This window comes from Blastococcus sp. SYSU DS0617 (assembly GCF_054051075.1).
This window is the reverse complement of the sequence record NZ_JBJHAO010000008.1, coordinates 22,940-40,978: the sequence shown is the minus strand read 5'-3', so window position 1 is coordinate 40,978 and position 18,039 is coordinate 22,940. Positions and strand designations below refer to the sequence as shown.

Sequence of the window (18,039 nt, the reverse complement as noted above, 5' to 3'; positions counted from 1 at the left end):
GTGGTCAGTCGCGGCCGGCGGAGACGGCCGGCCCGGCGGCCGGGGCGGCCGGTGCGCCTTCCGGCCGCACGGTCAGCGCGCGGCCGAGCAGGACCAGCCCGACGGTCGCGACCGCGATCCCCGCGATCTCGGTCGCCTTCACGGTGAACTCGGTCGCGACGAACGCCCCGATGCCGAGCAGCCAGCAGGCCAGTGCGGCCCACGGCAGCATGCCGGCCTGCCGGGCACGCAGCAGCCCCGCGGCCAGGACGACAGGCCCGAGCAGCAACGCGGGCAGCGTGAGCACCAGCGGCAGGAAGCCGACGCCGACGTCGACACCCACGACGGTCTCGGCCGCGTCCCGGCTCACCGCCGGGTCGGTCAGCTGGTACATGCGCAGGTTGAAGGCGCCGCGGCCGGCGGCCAGCCAGACGCCACCGAGCGCCAGCATCACCGTGCCGGCCCGCACGGCTCCACCGCCGCGGCCGAATGCGCGCAGGCCACCGGCCACGACTGCGGCGGACACGAGCAGGGCCCCGGCGAGGACGAACAGGGCGGTGGCCACGGCTTGCATCGGCCGGTCGTCGGCGACGGCGGCCAGCCGGTCGGACCAGGCGGTGCCCATGTCGGGGAGCACGGCCTGGCCGGCGGTCCAGGCGGCACCGGCGAGCAGGAGCAGGACGGGCAGGGACGAGCGCTTCACGATGTCCTCCAGCGGGGACGACGACGGTGGTCGCACCGATCGTCGGAACTCGCGACGGCTGCGGGACTGACGCGGGCTGCCCGGCCGCCTGCAGTCCACTGCAGGGCGGGCCTGGAGTCCGCTCCCTCCCGCACCGAGCCCCCGACTGCGACAGTGACGCAGTGCCCGCCGAGGTCTTCATCGGTTCGGTCCTGGTCGCGTGGCTGGCGTCAGGACTGGCGGCCGTCTGCCTGACCCCGCGCAACGCCGCCGCGCGCGCCCTGCTGCTGGCCGGCATGCTGCTCTCCGCGAGCGCCGTGGCCGACTCCCTCGCGGAGGATCCCGACGTGGGCGACCTGTCGTTCGCCCTGCTCCGCACCGCCGGCTGGGCGTCCTTCCTGGGCGGCGTCGCCGCCATCGTCGCAACCCTGGTGCGGCTGCCCGACGGACGACCGGACCGCCGGTGGCACGTCCGCCTCCCGCAGTGCCTGGCCGTGCTCGCGGTGCTCGCACCGGTTCTCGAGCTGCTCGGTTCCCCGACCCTGGCCGTCGACGAGGACGGCGTGGTGCATGCGAATCCGCTGGCCGTCGCGGCCCTCGAGCCGTTGGCCACGCTGGGAGCGGCCGTGCGGGTCACCGAACCGGCCTGGGTCCTGCTGGGCGTCCTCGTCCTGGTGATCCGGTGGCGCCGCGGGGACGCCGAACGCCGACGGGAGCTCAGCTGGGCGCTGCGCAGCATCGCCCTGCTCGCCGGCCTGCTCGTGCTGATCGTGGTCGTGGAGGTCAGCGACCTGCCGATCCCGCCCGAGCGGGTGTTCGTGCCGCTGTTCCTGGTCTCCCTCGCGCTGTTCCCGGTCACCCTGCTCATCGGGATCACCCGCAGGGTCCGTGGGCTGGAGGCACGTCTGGTCGAGTCGCGCGAGCGGCTGGTCAACGCCGAGGACGCCGCGCGACGGGCGTTGGAGCGAGACCTGCACGACGGCGTCCAGCAGCAGCTCGTCGCCGCCCTCTCGCTGGTGGCGCTCGCCTCCCGGCAGGCCACCTCCCGTCCGGAGGAGGCCCGGGCCACGGTCGGGGAGGTCGGTGAGCGAGTCCACGGCGCGATGACCGAACTGCGCGAACTGGTGCGCGGGCTGCGCCCTCCGGTGCTCGCCGACGCCGGCCTCGTGGCGGCGGTGGAGAGCCGGCTCGTCGGCCTGCCCGCCCGCGTCGAGCTCGAGACCCGGCTGGGCCCGGAGGTGCGCTGCGCCCCCGCCGTCGAGGGCGCCGCCTACTTCGTGGCGGCGGAGGCGGTGACCAATGCCCTCAAGCACGCGCCGGGCAGCCGGGTCGTGGTGCGCATCGATCTGGTCGACGGCGACCGGCTGTGCCTCGAGGTGGCCGACGACGGTCCCGGGCTGCCCGACGACGAGCCGTCCGGACATGGGCTCCGCGGTCTCCGGGACCGGGTGGAGTCCCTGCGCGGCACCTTCACCACCGGCCGCGCGCCCGGTGGGGGGACCGTCGTGCGGGCCACGCTTCCGGCGGGGAGGCGGTGACCGTGCGGTTGGTGCTGGCCGACGACAACTACCTGGTGCGCGAGGGGGTGCGCCGGCTGCTGGACGACGGGCCCGAGATCGAGACGGTCGGCACCGCCGCCAGCGCACCGGAGCTGCTGGCGCGGGTGGCGCAGCTGCGCCCGGACGTCGTCCTCACCGACATCCGGATGCCCCCCGGATTCGGCACCGACGGCATCGCCGCTGCACTGCAGGTCCGGGCCGAGCATCCCGGTACAGGTGTGGTCGTGCTCTCCCAGCACGCCGACGCCTCGTACGCGACGACCCTGTTCAGCGCCGGGACGGCAGGTCTGGGCTACCTGCTCAAGGACCGCGTGGCCGACCGCGAGGAGCTGGTGCGCGCGCTGCGTGCCGTGCGGGAGGGCGGCTCGGTGGTGGACCCTGCCGTGGTGGACGCGCTGGTCGCTGCGGGGCGCCGGGCCCGCGACTCACCGGTGAACCGGCTGACCGGCCGCGAGCTCGAGGTGCTGCGGGAGATGGCCCAGGGCCGGACGAACGGCGCGATCGCGGCGCGGCTGCACGTGTCGGAGTCGGCCGTCAGCAAGCACGTCGCCGCCATCTTCGCCGCGCTGGACCTCCCGGAGTCGCGACAGGTGGACCGGCGGGTGAGCGCCGTCCTCGCCTGGCTGGAGCACCGCGGGCCTGCCGCCTGAGACGCGTCGAGCGCCGGTCCCCGGACGGGGACCGGCGCTCGGCGCGCGCGAGTGCGACTACTTGCGGGCGGTGATGATCTCGGTCGCCTGCGGGACGACCGTGTTCAGGTCACCGATGACACCGAAGTCGGCGAGCTCGAAGATCGGCGCCTCCGGGTCCTTGTTGATGGCGACGATCGTCTTCGACGTCTGCATGCCGGCGCGGTGCTGGATCGCACCGGAGATGCCGACCGCGACGTAGAGGTTCGGCGAGACGGTCTTGCCGGTCTGCCCGACCTGGAAGCTGTGCGGGTAGAAGCCGGAGTCGACCGCGGCGCGCGAGGCACCGACGGCGGCACCGAGCGAGTCGGCCAGGCCCTCGATGATCGAGAAGTTCTCGGCGCTGGCCACACCGCGACCACCGGAGACCACGATCGAGGCCTCGGTGAGCTCGGGGCGGCTGCTCTTCTGCTCCACGACCCGGTCGGTGACCTTCGCCTGCTTGGCGGCGTCGGAGACCGACACGGACACGGCCTGCTCGGCGCCCGCACCGGCAGCCGGCTCGGGGGTGACCGAGTTGCCGCGCAGCGTGTAGATCGGCGTGCCGGCGGTGACCTTCGAGTGCACGATGATCTGCCCGGCGAACGCGACCTGGGTCGCGGTGCCGTCGGCGGCGATCTCCGTGACGTCGGTCAGGAAGCCGCTGCCGATCTTGATCGCCAGGCGGGCGGCGACCTCCTTGCCCTCGGGCGAGGAGGGGATGACGACCGCGGCGGGCGACTTCTCGCCCACCAGCTGGGCCAGCACCTCGGCCTTGGGAGCGACGAGGAACTCGTCGATCTCGGGGGCCTCGGCGACGTAGACGGTGGCTGCGCCGTACTCGGCCAGCGCGTCCTTCACGCCCGCGGCGGCGCCGGGGGCGGCGATGACGACCGCGGACGGCTCACCGAGCGCGCGAGCCGCCGTCAGCGCCTCGAGGGTCGTCTTGCGGACTCCTCCGCCGGCCGGGTTGAGCTCGGCCAGGACCAGGACCTCTGCCATGAGTAGCTTCTCCTCTTCCTTCGATCCGAGCCGGGTCAGACGATCTTCTGGCCGGCGAGGAAGTCGACGAACTTCTGTGCGCCGTCGCCCTCGTCGGTCACCTTGACGCCCTCGCCCTTCGGCGGGCGACCGGCGAAGTCGAGGACCTGGGTGGTCGCGTTGGCCTGGCCGACGGCGGAGCCGTCGACGCCGAGGTCGGCGAGCGACTTGGTCTCGACCGGCTTCTTCTTGGCGGCCATGATCCCCTTGAACGAGGGGTAGCGCGGCTCGTTGATCGTGTCCCAGGTGGAGACGATCGCCGGCAGCGGCGCCTCGACGGCCCAGTAGCCGCCGTCGGTCTGCCGCTCGATCTTCGCGACACCGCCGTCGACGGTGAGCTTGCGGGCGCCGGAGAGCTGCGGGAGGCCCAGTCGCTCGGCCAGCAGCGCCGGCATGACGCTCATCTGGCTGTCGGTGGCCTCGGCGCCGCAGAGGACCAGGTCGTACTCCATCTGCTGCAGCGCAGCGGCCAGGACGGCGCTGATCTGCACGGCGTCGGAGCCCTTGATGGCCTCGTCGGAGACGTGCACCGCCTTGTCCGCACCCATCGAGAGGGCCTTGCGGATGGCGTCGGTGGCGCTGTCGGGGCCGACGGTCAGGACGGTCACCTCGCCGCCCTGCGCCTCCTTGATGACGAGCGCCTCCTCGATGGCGTACTCGTCGATCTCGTTGACGACGTTGTCGGCGGCGGCGCGGGCGACGGTGTTGTCCGCCGGATCCATCTTGCGCTCGCTACCGGAATCGGGGACCTGCTTGACCAGAACGACGATGTTCACGCCAGACCTACCTCCGCGACGGGGTCATGGGGTGCGGGCAGGTAGCCCGCCCAGCTCCGACCTTCGAGGTTACTTGCACGTTAAGGCGGCGCAGGACGAGGGCTGGGTGAGCCACGTCACCTCGCCCCGTCCCACTCGCCGGTGGCGGCGAATCGGCGCAGCGTGCGGGTGTGCGGAGCGAGGTCCAGGCCCTGCCCGGCGACCCACTCGTCGGAGTAGTAGGTGTGGGCGTAGCGCTCGCCGCCGTCGCACAGCAGCGTGACCACGCTGCCGGTGCGTCCCGCCGCCAGCATCTCGGCCACGAGGCCGAACGCGCCCCAGAGGTTGGTGCCGGTGGACCCGCCGGCCCGCCGCCCGGTCACCTCCGCCAGGTGCCGCATCGCCGCCAGCGAGGCGGCATCGGGGACGCGGACCATCCGGTCGACGATGGTCGGCACGAACGAGGGCTCCACCCGAGGGCGGCCGATGCCCTCGATCCGGGACGGCATCCCGGTGGTGGTGTCCGGGTCGCCGCTGGCGTAGCCGGGGAAGAACGCGGAGTTCTCCGGGTCGACGACGGCCAGCCGGGTGGGGTGCCTGCGGTAGCGCAGGTAGCGGCCGATGGTGGCGCTCGTCCCGCCCGTGCCGGCGCCCACGACCACCCACTCCGGGATGGGGTGCCGCTCCTGGGAGAGCTGGTCGAAGATCGACTCGGCGATGTTGTTGTTCCCGCGCCAGTCGGTGGCCCGCTCGGCGAAGGTGAACTGGTCCAGGTAGTGGCCACCGCACTCGGCGGCCAGCCGGCGGGCCTCCTCGTACATCTCCGGCGCCCGGTCCACGAAGGTGCACCGCCCGCCGTGGAACTCGATGAGCGCCACCTTCTCGGAGCTGGTCGAGCGGGGCATGACCGCGACGAAGGGCAGGCCGAGCATCCGCGCGAAGTAGGCCTCGCTGACCGCCGTCGACCCGCTGGACGCCTCGACCACGGTGCTGCCCTCGGTGATCTGACCCGAGCACAGCCCGTACAGGAACAGCGACCGGGCCAGCCGGTGCTTGAGGCTGCCGGTCGGATGCGTCGACTCGTCCTTGAGGTACAGGTCGATGCCCCACTCCGGCGGCAGCGGGTAGACCAGCAGGTGGGTGTCGGCGCTGCGGCGGGCGTCGGCCTCCACCATCGCGACCGCGCGGTCGACCCACGCCCGGCCGTCGGGATCGGAGCGGTCGACGGCGGCGGAATCCGCGGGAGCGTTCACCCGCGCATGATCACGCATCGCCCGCCGTCAGGACGACGGGCAGGCGCATCCGCGCGGCAGGTCGCCGGCCCGCGTCGCCCGGCAGAAGCGCAGCGAGATGGCGTCGTGGGCGCTCAGCGGGTGGGGGCAGTTGCCGCAGGCGTCGACGGGTGCGGCCTGGACGGCGAGGACGGGGGACGGTGCGGAAGACATGGGGTTACCTGACCGGGCCGGACGACCGGCCCACGGTGTGCTCCTGGTCCCGGCAGCGGGTGCGGACGGCCGCTGCGCGAGGGAGGACCAGGACTCCCCCGACGCTACGCCCCGGCCGGCGCCGTCCCCGGCTCCCGCGGCACGACCAGCACCGGGCGCTCGGCCGGCACCACAGACACCGCCGTCCCCGGGGTGAGGCGCTGGCTGTCGGTGCTGGCGAGGTCCACGCGCACCTCCACGCCGCCGGGCAGCGCGACGAGCAGCCGGGTGCTCGCACCGGAGAAGGTGCGGGTGACCACCCGGCCGGGACCGCCATCGGTGACCAGCAGCGCCTCGGGGCGGATCAGCGCCTCGACCGGCCCGTCGACCGTCGCCCCCGCTACCGCTCGGCGGGTGCCGAGGACCTCGACCGCGCCCGCCGACAGCGTCGCGGGCAGCCGGTTCATCGTGCCCACGAACTCGGCGACGAACGCCGTCGCCGGGCGCTCGTAGAGCTCGTCGGGGCCGGCCACCTGCTCCAGCCGCCCGGCCCGCATGACCCCCACCCGGTCGGCGACCGACAGCGCCTCGGCCTGGTCGTGGGTCACGAACACCGTCGTGATGCCCAGCTCGAGCTGGATGCGGCGGATCTCCTCGCGCAGCTGCACGCGCACCTGGGCGTCCAGCGCAGAGAGGGGCTCGTCGAGCAGCAGCACCTGGGGGGCCACCGCGAGCGCGCGCGCCAGCGCCACCCGCTGCTGCTGGCCGCCGGAGAGCTGGTGGGGGTAGCGGTTCCCGCGGTCGGCCAGGCCGACCAGCTCGAGCAGCTCCGCTGCGCGGCCGCGCTGCTCGGACCGGTCCCGGCGGCGCACACGCAGACCGAAGGCCACGTTCTCCGCGACGGTGAGGTTCGGGAACAGGCTGTAGGCCTGGAAGACCATCCCCATGTCGCGCTTGTTCGCCGGGACGCCGGTGACGTCCCGGCCCCCGAGCAGCACCCGGCCCGCGTCCGGCCGGTCGAACCCGGCGATGGCCCGCAGCGCCGTCGTCTTCCCGCAGCCCGAGGGGCCGAGCAGGGCGAGGAACTCCCCACCTTCGATGTCGAGGTCCAGCCCGTCGAGGGCGACGACCGCGCCGTAGCGGCGGGTCAGCGAGTCGAGCCGGATGGGCACTCCGGGCCGGTCGGCCGCGCCTGCGTCCACGGTCCGCGGCGAGGTGGCGGTCATGCGGTCTCCTTCGTGCCCCGCTGACGGTCCAGCGAGGAGATGATCAGCAGCAGGCCCCAGGTGAGCAGCAGCGCGAGCACCGAGACCGCCACCGACAGCTGCGGAGCGGCACCCGAGACGAGCACGATCCAGGTCGGGAAGGTCTGGAACCCCAGGATGTTCGCGACGGTGAACTCCCCCAATACCAGGGCGAGGGCCAGGAAGGAGGCGTTGAGCACCGACGTGCGGAGCACGGGCAGGACCACCGAGAGCATCGTCCGCGGCCACGAGGCGCCGAGGTTGCGGGCGGCCTCGGTGAGCGTGCGCAGCCCCGCACCCCGCACGCCGGCGTCCAGCGCGCGGTAGACGAACGGCATCACCAGCACCACGTAGACGAGCACCAGGATCCAGGGCAGGTCCGGCTCCTGGAGCGCGAACATGAACTCCGCCACCGGGGTGCCGTAGAAGTAGTCCGGCGCCCAGGCGAGCACGCTGCGCACGCCCACCACCAGCGCGATCGGTGGCAGCACCAGCGGCAGCAGGGTGAGCAGCTCCACCGTCGTCCGCAGGCGCGGGAACCGCAGCTCGACCAGGACGATGGTCGGCACCACCAGCGCCAGAGCGAGGACCACGGTCAGCACCCCGAGCAGCAGCGACCGGCCGAAGGACTCCGCGAAACCCGGGGCGCCCGGGATCTGGGTGTAGGGCTCGAGGGTGATGCCGCCGTTCCGGCGGTCCCGCACGGTGAACCAGATCGAGGCGCCGATGGGCACCAGGAAGTAGGCCCCGAGCAGCCCGAACACCACCCAGCGCCAGGCGCCGCGGCCCCGGCTGCCCGGACGGACCGGGGTGTCCGGGGCGACGCCTCCGGCCCCGGCGACCCCCGTGGCCATGGCCGTCATGCCAGCCACCGCTGGGTGCGCCGCTGGACCCAGGCGTAGAACACCATGACCAGCCCCACGAGGACGACCATCCCCAGCGCCAGCGCCTTGCCGAGGTTCTCCGCCCCTACGACCACGTTGCTCGACAGCGCGTCGGCGATCTGCAGCGTGACCAGCGGGACGCTGCTGCCCACCAGGGCCTTCGCGGTGGCGTAGGCGGCGAACGCCGAGGCGAACAACAGCATCGTCGCGCCGAGCACCGGGGGCAGCAGGACCGGGCCGCCGACGTACCGCCAGTACTGCCAGCCGCTGGCCCCCAGGTTGTCGGCCGCCTCCCGCCACTGCGGGCGCAGCGCCTCGAGCGCCGGCGTGATGATCAGCACCATCAGCGGGATGAGGAAGTACAGGTAGACCACCGCCAGGCCCGTCATCGAGTACAGCGAGAACTCCAGGCCGAGGGTGTCGGTGAGCAGCGAGGTGACCACGCCGGCGTTGCCGATCGTGGCCAGGAAGGCGAAGGCCAGCGGGACGCCGCCGAAGTTGGCCAGCACCCCCGCGGCGGTGAGGACCAGCCGGCGCAGCAGCGTGCCGCGGCGCGACCGCAGGATGGCCACCGCCAGCGCCAGCCCGAGGACGGCGCCGAGCACCGCGGTGATCGCCGAGAGCTGGAGGCTGCCCAGGTACGCGCGTCCGGCCGCACCCTGGGTCACCGCGCTGAGGTTCGCCGTCGACCAGCCCTCGTCGAAGGTGACCGGGTCGGTGACCCGGAACGCCTCGACGGCGAGCACGCCGAGAGGCAGCAGCAGGAAGACCGCGATGTAGAGGAAGAACGGCACCATGCCCAGCGCGCCGAGCACACCGGCGCGCCGGCCCCGGGGCGTGCCCGGGGCCGGCGCGTCGATCGTCTCCGGAGTGGTGCTCAGCCGGACATCTCCTCGTTCCAGCGCGCGGTCACGACGTCCTTGGCCGCGGTCTCCTGCTCCTGGGTCGGGAACTCCGCCTCGCCCTCGACCGGAGGCAGTGCCGCGAGCGCCTCGGCGTCGGCCGTGCCCTCCTCCTCCATCGCGGGCAGCCGCACCGGGCGCGCGCCGCCGTTCAGCCAGATGTTCTGGCCCTCGTCGCTGTAGAGGAACTCCTGCCAGAGCCGGGCCGCGGCCGGGTGCGGCGCGAACTTGCTGATGGCCTGGCTGTAGTAGCCGCCGAAGAGCCCGTCGGTGGGGACGGCCACGGTCCACTCGGTGCCGATCTCGGCGAGGCCTTCCTCGTAGGCGGCGTTGAGGTAGTCCCAGTCGAGGACGATCGGGGTCTCACCGCTCTCGATGGTGGCCGGCGTGCTCTCGACGGGGTTGAAGTTCCCCGCCTCCTTCAGCTCGACGAAGAAGTCGATGCCGGGGCCGATGTCGTCCAGGTCGCCCCCGTTGGCCAGCGACGCGGCCCAGACCCCGGCGAACGCCGCCGCGGCCTGCGTCGGGTTGCCGTTGAGCGCCACCTGGCCGGCGTACTGCGGGTCGAGGAGGTCCTGCAGCGTCTCCGGGCACTCGTCGACGATCGTGTCGTTGCAGCCGATCGAGATGTAGCCGCCGTAGTCGTTGTACCAGTGGCCGTCGGGGTCCCTCTGGTCCTCGGGGATGTCGTCCCAGGTCTGCACCTTGTAGGGAGCGAGCAGGTCCTGGCCCTGGGCCTGGCGGGCGAACGCCGTCCCCAGGTCGAGGACGTCGGGAGCCCGGTCCTGGCCGCGCTGGCTGGTGACGGCGTTGAGCTCGTCCTGGCTGGAGCCGTCGGGACTGGCGCTGTTAATCTCGATGTCGTACTTGTCGCTGAACGTCTCGAGCATCTCGCCGTAGTTGGCCCAGTCCGGCGGGAGCGCGATCACGTTGAGCTCGCCCTCGGCCTTCGCCGCCTCGACCAGGGCGTCCATCCCGCCGCCGTCCTCGACGGAGGTGGCCTCTGCCCAGTCGGAGTCGCTGCCGCCGCCGGAGCCCGAGCCGCCGTCGTCGGAGCCGCAGGCGGTCAGGGTGAGTCCCGCGGTGACGACCGCGACCGCGGTCCGCAGGGTGGTTCGTCGCACGTGTCCTCCTGGTGTGGGGCCGTTCCGCACCCGGATCCCTCTGGACCCGGCCGGACGGCCTCGCGCATTGTGACCGACCGGACATGGCGGCGCCCGGTACGGGGACGTGACGGTCCGGTGATCTCTCGGCGAACGGACCGGCGGTCTCAGCGGCCGGTGAACTGCGCCTTGCCCGGGCCGCTCTCCAGGAACGAGCGCATGCCGGTCGCCTGGTCCTCGGTGTCGAACAGCTCCGCGAACAGCCGGGTCTCCAGCGCCAGCGCCTCGTCGATGGGCAGCTCGAGGCCCTCGTCGATGGCGCGCTTCGCGGCGGCCAGCGCCAGCGGCGGTCCGGCGGCGAACTTGCGCGCCATGGCCACCGCCGTCCCGTACACCTCGGCGTCGGGGACGACGGCGTCGGCCAGGCCGATCTCGAGGGCCTCCTCCGCCCCCACGTGCCGGCCGGTGAAGACCAGGTCCTTGGCCTTGGCCGGGCCGACCAGGCGCGCCAGCCGCTGCGTGCCGCCGGCACCGGGGATGACCCCCAGGAGGATCTCCGGCTGGCCGATCTTGGCCTTGGCGCCGAGCACGCGGAAGTCGGCGCACAACGCGAGCTCGTACCCGCCGCCGAGGGCGTACCCGGTGATGGCCGCGATGACCGGCTTGGGGATGCGGGCGACGGTGCGGAAGGAGTCCTGCAGCTCGCGGCCCCACTCGCGCATGCCCGCGGCGTCCAGCTGGGACATCGCCTTGATGTCGGCGCCGGCGGCGAACACCCGCTCACCGCCGTAGACGACGACGGCGCGCACGTCGGCGCGCTCCCCCGCCTCGATCGCCGCGGCGCGCACCTCCAGGTGCAGCTGCTCGTCGATGGCGTTCATCTTCGGGCGGTCGAGGCGGATCGTGCCCACCCCGTCCTCCACCTGCAGGGTCACGAACTCCGGGGTCTGCGCCATGGACGGCACCTTAACGAGCGCGGCGGGCGGTGAAACGACCGTCGGTGCGGGTGAGCTCCAGCGGCAGGCCGAAGGTGTCCGAGAGGTTCGCGGTGGTCAGCACGTCGTCGGCGGCGCCCGAGGCGACGATCTCCCCGTCGCGCAGCAGCAGGGCGTGCGTGTAGCCGGGCGGGATCTCCTCGACGTGGTGGGTGACCAGCACCTGCGCCGGCGCGTAGAGGTAGCGCGCCAGGTCCGACAGCCGGGCCACGAGGTCCTCCCGGCCGCCGAGGTCCAGGCCGGCGCCCGGCTCGTCCAGCAGCAGCAGCTCGGGGTCGGGCATCAGGGCGCGGGCGATCTGGGTCCGCTTGCGCTCCCCCTCGCTCAGCGTCCCGAACGGCCGGTGCGCGAACTGGGCCACGCCCCACTGCTCCATCAGCATCCCGGCGCGGGTGAGGTCGTGGACGTCGTAGCGCTCCCGCCACCGGCCGACGACGGCGTACCCGGCCGAGACCACCACGTCGCCGGTCTTCTCCGCCGGGGCGATCCGCTGGCTCAGGGCCGCACTGGTCAGCCCGATGCGCGGACGCAGCTCGAAGACGTCGACCGCGCCCAGGGTCTCCCCCAGCAGCTCCACCTCGCCACGGCTGGGATGCAGCAGCGCGGCCGCCAGCTGCAGCAGCGTCGTCTTCCCCGCCCCGTTGGGCCCGAGCACCACCCACCGGTGGTCGGCCTCCACGCGCCAGTCGACGCCGCGCAGCAGGTGGCTCTCGCCCCGCACGACGTCGACCCCGGTCATCCGTACGACGGCGCCGTCGGAGGCACCTGAGCTCGTCACGACCCCATCCAACCCCACCCCGCGCGCGCCACCTGCACGCCGTCCACCCCGGGACTTGGCACGATCGCCCGGTGACCGCATCCCCGGCCGTCGAGGTCCTGCCCGGCTCCCCCACCCCGCTCGGCGCGCACTGGGACGGCACGGGCACCAACTTCGCCCTGTGGTCGGCCGGCGCATCCGCGGTGGAGCTGTGCCTGTTCGACCCCGACGGCACCGAGCACCGGCACCCGCTCACCGAGAGCACCCACCAGGTGTGGCACGGCCGGGTCACCGGCATCGGCCCCGGTCAGCGCTACGGCTACCGCGTGCACGGGCCCTACGACCCGGCCACCGGGCACCGCTACAACCCGGCAAAGCTGCTGCTCGACCCCTACGCCCGCGCGGTCGACGGCGGGTTGCAGCTGCACCCCGCCCTGTTCGGGCACCCCGGCGACGCCGTCGACAGCGCCGTCCCCGACGACCGGGACTCCGCTCCGCACGTCCCCCGCGGCGTCGTCGTGCACGACACCTTCCCGTGGGACGGCGACCGCGCCCCGCGGACCTCGTGGTCGGACACCGTCATCTACGAGGTGCACGTCAAGGGCGCGACCATGCGGCACCCCGGCGTGCCGGCGACGCAGCGCGGCACCTACGCGGGGCTGGCCCACCCGGCCTTCGTCGAGCACCTGCAGTCCCTGGGGGTGACGGCGGTGGAGCTGCTCCCGGTGCACCACTTCGTCAGCGAGCCGCACCTGCTGCGCCGCGGGCTGACCAACTACTGGGGTTACAACACCCTCGGCTTCTTCGCCCCGCACGCCGCGTACAGCTCCTCGGGCAGCGGCGGCGGGCAGGTCACCGAGTTCAAGACGATGGTCAAGGCGCTGCACGCCGCCGGCATCGAGGTGATCCTCGACGTCGTCTACAACCACACCGCCGAGGGCGACCAGACCGGCCCCACGCTGTCGTTCAAGGGCATCGACAACGCCGGCTACTACCGCCTGGACGCGCAGAGCCCGGCCCGGTACACCGACTACACCGGCTGCGGGAACACCCTGGACGTCCGCCGCCCCGCGGTCCTGGGCCTGCTCATGGACTCGCTGCGGTACTGGGTGACCGAGATGCACGTCGACGGCTTCCGCTTCGACCTCGCCTCGGCGCTGGCCCGCTCGCTGCACGACGTCGACCGGCTGTCGGCGTTCTTCGACGTGGTGCACCAGGACCCGGTGGTCAGCCGGGTGAAGCTGATCGCCGAGCCGTGGGACGTCGGCCCCGGCGGCTACCAGGTGGGCAACTTCCCGCCGCCGTGGACGGAGTGGAACGGCAAGTACCGCGACACCGTGCGCGACGTGTGGTCCGGGGCGCACGTGGGCGTCCGCGACCTGGCCTACCGGCTCACCGGCTCCTCGGACCTCTACCGCTCCGACGGCCGCCGTCCGTTCGCCAGCATCAACTTCGTCACCGCCCATGACGGCTTCCCGATGCGCGACCTGGTCACCTACGCGCAGAAGCACAACGAGGCCAACGGCGAGGACAACCGGGACGGCGAGAACCACAACCGGAACTGGAACTGCGGCGTCGAGGGCGAGACCTCCGACCCGGAGATCACGGCACTGCGGAGCCGGCAGGTGCGCAACCTGCTCACCACCCTGCTGGTCTCCACCGGGGTGCCCATGCTCACCGCCGGCGACGAGCTCGGTCGCACCCAGCGCGGCAACAACAACGCCTACTGCCAGGACAACGAGCTCTCCTGGCTGGACTGGACGCAGGTCGACGAGGACCTGCGCGCGTTCGTGACCCACCTGCTGCGGCTGCGCCGCTCGGCGCCGGTGCTGCGACAGGAGGCGTTCTTCGAGGGCCACGAGCTGCCGGGCACCGGGGGCACCCGCGACCTCGCCTGGTTCGCACCCGGCGGCGGGCAGCTGACCACCGCCGACTGGTTCGACACCGGGCTGCAGACGGTGGGCATGTACCTCGACGGGCGCGGCATCCGGCACCGCGACGCCCAGGGCCGCCCGGTGGTCGACGACTGCTACCTGGTCTGGCTGCACGCCGGGCCGGAGCCGCTCACCGTGCAGCTGCCCGAGGCGCCGTGGGCCGACGGCTACGAGCTCGTGCTGTCGACCGAGTACCCGACCGGCGCACCCCCGGAGACGGCGATCGTCGCGCCCGGGCCGGTGGAGCTCCCCGCCCGCTGCGTCTGGGTGCTCAAGGTGCTGCGCAGGCCGTGAGGCATGTCGTGGCCGGTGGCGGGCCCGAAGGGTCCCCGCCGGCCACGACGGGTCCGACTCCGCGGAGCGGGAGGGCGGAGCCCTCCCCGACGTGGGACGGGGAGGGCTCAGCTCAACCGGGGAACGGCACGTGGCCGCGGTGCGATCCGGAGGATCGCGGTGTCACTCGGCCTGCTCGAAGGTGATGACGGTCCAGCCCAGCAGGAGGCGGTCGCCGTCGGAGAGCGGGTGGGCGATCCCCGGCTCGAGCTGGGTCCACTCGGTGGCCTCGGGGCCGGCGACGTGGGTGCCGTTGAGGGAGCCGAGGTCGACCAGCGACACCTCGCTGCCCGAACGCGTCAGGGCGGCGTGCGCCGAGGAGAGGACGTTCTGCGTGTCGGCGATCGGCACGGGGCGGGCGGTGCCGCTGGTGACCATCTCGTGGTTGTCGGGACGGCGCCCGAGCACGAGATCGCCGTCCACGGGCACGACCAGCCCGTCGTCGAAACGCAGCACCGGGGCGTCGTCGGCGGGAGCCGCGTCGGAGTCCGGCCGCCAGAACGCGGTCTGCTCCCCCGACTCGGCCGGAGCACCGGCGCGGCTGGAACCCGTCCCGGAGCCGAAGCCGGAGTCCGAGCCCGCGGTGAACGAGGACGGCGCCGCCTGGGCCGGAGCCTGCGCGGCCGGCGCGGCAGCGGGAGCGGTCACGTGCAGCGTCGCGCCGGAACCCGGCACGGTGCCCTCGACGAGGTCGAAGGAGACCCCGGGGGCCGGCTGCGGGCCGGAGGATCCCGGACCCACGTAGAGCGTGCGGCCCAGCGAGAAGGAGGCGACGGTGCCGCCGGAGACGGAGGAACCGGAGACCGGCACCCCGTCCACGGACGGCTGCCCCTTGCCGGACCAGACGGCGACACCGGACCCGGTGCCGGCGTCGGTCAGGACGAGGGCGAACGACGCGGTGCCGGAGGCGAGCGACCCGGCCTGCCCGAGCACGGCCGTCAGCACCTGCTCGGCCCCGGGGCCCGAGACCCCGAGGCAGGCGTGCAGGGCAGCGACGAGGGCTGGGGAACCGGGTGCGTCGACCCACAGCATCCCGCCGTCGCGGCGGGCGACGACGGCGTCTCCGGGCAGGACTTCACAGCGGTCGGGCATGGCGGCCAGCCTAGTGATGCACAACGGGGTTCGGCGCCCGGCCGCCCCCGCCACGCCGTGATCGTTCTGTGGTGAACCGAACAGATGGGACGAGCGTGACGGGAGCGTCGCGACGGGTGACCGGGCTCGCGATCAGGCCGTCGTCACCACGCCGAGCTCGGCCGGGTCGGCCAGGTGCTCGGAGTGCGGGAGGACGCGCACGGTGTAGCCGAACGCGCCGGTGCGCTCCAGCGGGACGGTGGCCGTGAACCAGTGCCTCGACCCCTCGGTCTGCTCGTGCTCCATCGGCACCGTGGTGACCTCGTGCAGTCCGTCGGCGTCGTCCACCCGGCCGTAGGCGGCCTGCACCTGGACGTCGCCCGGCTCCAGCCCCGGCAGCTCCACCTCCGCGCGCAGCGCGAGGGTCGACCCGATCTCCGGGGTGTCGCCGGCACCGGTCGCCTCGACGTGGGCGACGCGGACGGTCGACCAGTTGTGCAGCAGGTGCCCCCGCCACTGCGACTCGGCACGCGCCGGGGTGTACCCGTCGGCCGACATGACGCGGGCCGACTGCGCCGCCGGCACGTAGAGGGCCTGCACGTAGTCGCGCACCATGCGGGTGGCCAGCACCTTGGGGCCGGTCTCGCGCAGGGTGTGGCGCACCATCTCCACCCACCGCGCCGGCACACCCTCGCCGTCGCGCTCGTAGAACCGCGGCAGCACCTGGGTGGACAGCAGCTCGTAGATGGCCCGCGCCTCCACCTCGTCGCGGCGGTCCGCGTCGGCGACGCCGTCGGCCGTGGGGATCGCCCAGCCGTTCTGGCCGTCGAACCACTCGTCCCACCAGCCGTCGCGGATGGAGAGGTTCAGCCCGCCGTTGAGGGCCGACTTCATCCCCGAGGTGCCGCAGGCCTCCAGCGGACGGAGCGGGTTGTTCAGCCAGACGTCGCACCCCCAGTAGAGGTAGCGGGCCATCCCGATGTCGTAACCGGGCAGGAACGCGATGCGGTGCCGGATCTCCGGGTCGTCGGCGAACTCCACCATCTGCTGGATCAGCTTCTTGCCGCCGTCGTCGGCGGGGTGGCTCTTGCCGGCGATGACGAGCTGCAGGGGGCGCTCCGGGTCCAGGAGCATCGCCTTGAGCCTGGCCGGGTCGCGCAGCATCAGCGTCAGGCGCTTGTAGCTCGGCACCCGGCGGGCGAACCCGATGGTCAGCACGTCCGGGTCGAAGACGCTCTCGGTCCAGCCGACCTCGGCCTCGGTCGCCCCGCGGGACAGCGCGGTCTCGCGGACGCGACGCCGCACCTCCTCGACCAGCCGGGCGCGCAGGGTGCGGCGGATGCCCCACAGGTCGCCGGCGGGGATCCCGTCGACGCCGTCGAAGTGCACCGGGCCGTCGACGTCGACCGGGTCGCCCTGGCTGGAGGTCTGGGTGCCCATGTCGACCAGCTCGCGCGCGGTCCAGGTCGGCGCGTGCACGCCGTTGGTGATGGAACCGATCGGCACGTCGCTCTCGTCGAAGCCGGGCCACAGGTTGCTGAACATGCCCCGGCTCACGTGGCCGTGCAGCTCGCTCACCCCGTTGGCGCGCTGGCCCAGCCGCAGGCCCATGTGCGCCATGTTGTACTTCGCCGGGTCCTCCTCGGCGCCCAGCGCGAGCAGGTCGTGCAGCGGGACGCCGAAGCCGGCGAAGTACCGCTCGATGAGCGCCTTCGGGAAGCGGTCGATGCCGGCCGGCACCGGCGTGTGCGTGGTGAACACGGTGCCCGAGCGCACCGCCTGCAGCGCCTCGGCGAACGCCAGGCCGTGGGACTCCATCAGCTCGCGGATCCGCTCCAGGCCGAGGAAGCCGGCGTGGCCCTCGTTGGCGTGGAACACCTCCGGGGCGGGGGTGCCGGTGCGCGTGCAGTAGGCGCGCAGCGCCCGGACGCCGCCGATGCCCAGCAGCATCTCCTGGCGCAGGCGGTGGTCCTCGTCGCCGCCGTACAGGCGGTCGGTCACGCCGCGCTCGGCCGGCGCGTTCTCCTCGATGTCGCTGTCGAGGAGCAGGAGGGTGACGCGGCCGACCTGCGCCCGCCACACGTGCGCGTAGAGGGTGCGGCCCTCGGGCAGCGGCACGGAGATGACCACGGCGGTGCCGTCGGGCTCGCGCAGCAGCTTGACCGGGAGGCCGTGCGGGTCGAGCGAGGGGTAGTGCTCGAGCTGCCAGCCGTCGGAGGACAGCCCCTGCTCGAAGTAGCCGGCGCGGTACAGCAGGCCCACGCCGATCAGCGGGACACCGAGGTCAGACGCCGCCTTGAGGTGGTCACCGGCCAGGATGCCGAGACCGCCGGAGTACTGCGGCAGCACCTCGGTGATGCCGAACTCCGCGGAGAAGTAAGCGATGCTCGCCGGCGCCTCGTCGCCCAGCGACTGGTACCAGCGCGGCGTGGCGAGGTACTCCTCCAGGTCGTCGACGGCGTCCTGGAGACGGCGGACGAACCGGCGGTCCTTGGCCAGCGCGGCCAGGCGCTCCGCGGAGACCTCTCCGAGCGCCTTGACGGGGTCACCGCCACAGCGCTGCCAGAGCTCGGGGTCCAGGGTCTCGAACAGGTCCCGGGTCTCGGGGTGCCAGGACCAGCGGAGGTTCATCACCAGCTGGGACAGCGGGAGCAGCGGCTCCGGGAGGGCGGCGCGGACGGTGAAACGACGGAGGGCTCGCACGCGGA

16 protein-coding genes are annotated in these 18,039 nt (G+C 73.4%); 3 read left to right on the top strand and 13 right to left on the bottom strand.

Features of this window, described 5'->3' with window-relative positions; all coding sequences use genetic code 11:
- Positions 1-4 precede the first annotated feature (4 nt).
- Positions 5-682 carry a hypothetical protein gene (locus ACI793_RS10765; protein ID WP_456606371.1) on the bottom strand — a complete coding sequence of 226 codons (678 nt, stop codon included), beginning with the start codon at positions 680-682 and terminating at the stop codon, positions 5-7.
- Between the two features lie 161 nt (positions 683-843).
- Here ACI793_RS10765 and ACI793_RS10760 point away from each other — a divergent pair, with 161 nt between their 5' ends.
- Both ACI793_RS10760 and ACI793_RS10755 read left to right on the top strand, forming a co-directional pair.
- The gene (locus ACI793_RS10760) at positions 844-2,199 is read left to right on the top strand and encodes a sensor histidine kinase (protein ID WP_456606370.1); all 1,356 of its coding nucleotides are present in this window, start codon (positions 844-846) and stop codon (positions 2,197-2,199) included.
- A complete protein-coding gene (locus ACI793_RS10755; RefSeq protein ID WP_456606369.1) occupies positions 2,196-2,870 on the top strand; it encodes a response regulator transcription factor in 675 nt (224 codons plus the stop codon). Before ACI793_RS10760 ends, ACI793_RS10755 begins: the two co-directional genes overlap by 4 nt.
- 57 nt (positions 2,871-2,927) lie before the next feature.
- Here the strand turns inward: ACI793_RS10755 and ACI793_RS10750 are convergent, their stop codons facing one another.
- The 10 genes from ACI793_RS10750 to ACI793_RS10705 form a co-directional block, all read right to left on the bottom strand.
- Positions 2,928-3,890 carry an electron transfer flavoprotein subunit alpha/FixB family protein gene (locus ACI793_RS10750; RefSeq protein WP_456606368.1) on the bottom strand — a complete coding sequence of 321 codons (963 nt, stop codon included), beginning with the start codon at positions 3,888-3,890 and terminating at the stop codon, positions 2,928-2,930.
- A gap of 35 nt (positions 3,891-3,925) precedes the next feature.
- On the bottom strand, positions 3,926-4,705 hold the full coding sequence (locus ACI793_RS10745) for an electron transfer flavoprotein subunit beta/FixA family protein (protein WP_456606367.1): 780 nt from the start codon (positions 4,703-4,705) through the stop codon (positions 3,926-3,928).
- 116 nt (positions 4,706-4,821) lie between these two features.
- A complete protein-coding gene (gene cds1 / locus ACI793_RS10740; protein ID WP_456606366.1) occupies positions 4,822-5,937 on the bottom strand; it encodes an L-cysteine desulfhydrase Cds1 in 1,116 nt (371 codons plus the stop codon).
- A 27-nt stretch (positions 5,938-5,964) separates the two neighbouring features.
- On the bottom strand, positions 5,965-6,129 hold the full coding sequence (locus tag ACI793_RS10735; RefSeq protein ID WP_456606365.1) for an RGCVC family protein: 165 nt from the start codon (positions 6,127-6,129) through the stop codon (positions 5,965-5,967).
- A 104-nt stretch (positions 6,130-6,233) separates the two neighbouring features.
- Complete coding sequence (locus ACI793_RS10730) at positions 6,234-7,334, bottom strand: ABC transporter ATP-binding protein (RefSeq protein WP_456606364.1); 1,101 nt, start codon at positions 7,332-7,334, stop codon at positions 6,234-6,236.
- Positions 7,331-8,215, bottom strand: a complete 885-nt coding sequence (locus ACI793_RS10725) for an ABC transporter permease (protein ID WP_456606363.1) — start codon at positions 8,213-8,215, stop codon at positions 7,331-7,333. Before ACI793_RS10725 ends, ACI793_RS10730 begins: the two co-directional genes overlap by 4 nt.
- Positions 8,212-9,051, bottom strand: a complete 840-nt coding sequence (locus ACI793_RS10720; protein ID WP_456606362.1) for an ABC transporter permease — start codon at positions 9,049-9,051, stop codon at positions 8,212-8,214. Before ACI793_RS10720 ends, ACI793_RS10725 begins: the two co-directional genes overlap by 4 nt.
- A gap of 62 nt (positions 9,052-9,113) precedes the next feature.
- Complete coding sequence (locus ACI793_RS10715) at positions 9,114-10,262, bottom strand: extracellular solute-binding protein (protein WP_456606361.1); 1,149 nt, start codon at positions 10,260-10,262, stop codon at positions 9,114-9,116.
- Positions 10,263-10,408: 146 nt separating this feature from the next.
- Complete coding sequence (locus tag ACI793_RS10710) at positions 10,409-11,197, bottom strand: enoyl-CoA hydratase/isomerase family protein (RefSeq protein WP_456606360.1); 789 nt, start codon at positions 11,195-11,197, stop codon at positions 10,409-10,411.
- 10 nt (positions 11,198-11,207) lie between these two features.
- The gene (locus ACI793_RS10705) at positions 11,208-12,014 is read right to left on the bottom strand and encodes an ABC transporter ATP-binding protein (RefSeq protein WP_456606359.1); all 807 of its coding nucleotides are present in this window, start codon (positions 12,012-12,014) and stop codon (positions 11,208-11,210) included.
- A gap of 71 nt (positions 12,015-12,085) precedes the next feature.
- Between ACI793_RS10705 and glgX the strand changes: the two genes are divergently transcribed.
- The gene (gene glgX / locus ACI793_RS10700) at positions 12,086-14,221 is read left to right on the top strand and encodes a glycogen debranching protein GlgX (protein ID WP_456606358.1); all 2,136 of its coding nucleotides are present in this window, start codon (positions 12,086-12,088) and stop codon (positions 14,219-14,221) included.
- Positions 14,222-14,383: 162 nt separating this feature from the next.
- On the opposite strand, the gene ACI793_RS10695 is transcribed toward glgX, so the two are convergent.
- Together ACI793_RS10695 and glgP are read right to left on the bottom strand one after the other, a co-directional pair.
- A complete protein-coding gene (locus ACI793_RS10695) occupies positions 14,384-15,352 on the bottom strand; it encodes an FHA domain-containing protein (RefSeq protein ID WP_456606357.1) in 969 nt (322 codons plus the stop codon).
- Positions 15,353-15,484: 132 nt separating this feature from the next.
- Positions 15,485-18,034 (bottom strand): alpha-glucan family phosphorylase, encoded by a 2,550-nt coding sequence (gene glgP / locus ACI793_RS10690; protein ID WP_456606356.1) that lies wholly within the window; start codon positions 18,032-18,034, stop codon positions 15,485-15,487.
- Between the last annotated feature and the right edge of the window lie 5 nt (positions 18,035-18,039).

What these genes read in the sequence shown, in the direction of transcription:
- ACI793_RS10750 (WP_456606368.1), bottom strand. Translation starts at nt 3,890, where the DNA reads ATGGCAGAGGTCCTGGTCCTGGCCGAGCTCAACCCGGCCGGCGGAGGA.
- ACI793_RS10735 (WP_456606365.1), bottom strand. Translation starts at nt 6,129, where the DNA reads ATGTCTTCCGCACCGTCCCCCGTCCTCGCCGTCCAGGCCGCACCCGTC.
- ACI793_RS10730 (WP_456606364.1), bottom strand. Translation starts at nt 7,334, where the DNA reads ATGACCGCCACCTCGCCGCGGACCGTGGACGCAGGCGCGGCCGACCGG.
- ACI793_RS10725 (WP_456606363.1), bottom strand. Translation starts at nt 8,215, where the DNA reads ATGACGGCCATGGCCACGGGGGTCGCCGGGGCCGGAGGCGTCGCCCCG.
- ACI793_RS10710 (WP_456606360.1), bottom strand. Translation starts at nt 11,197, where the DNA reads ATGGCGCAGACCCCGGAGTTCGTGACCCTGCAGGTGGAGGACGGGGTG.
- ACI793_RS10695 (WP_456606357.1), bottom strand. Translation starts at nt 15,352, where the DNA reads ATGCCCGACCGCTGTGAAGTCCTGCCCGGAGACGCCGTCGTCGCCCGC.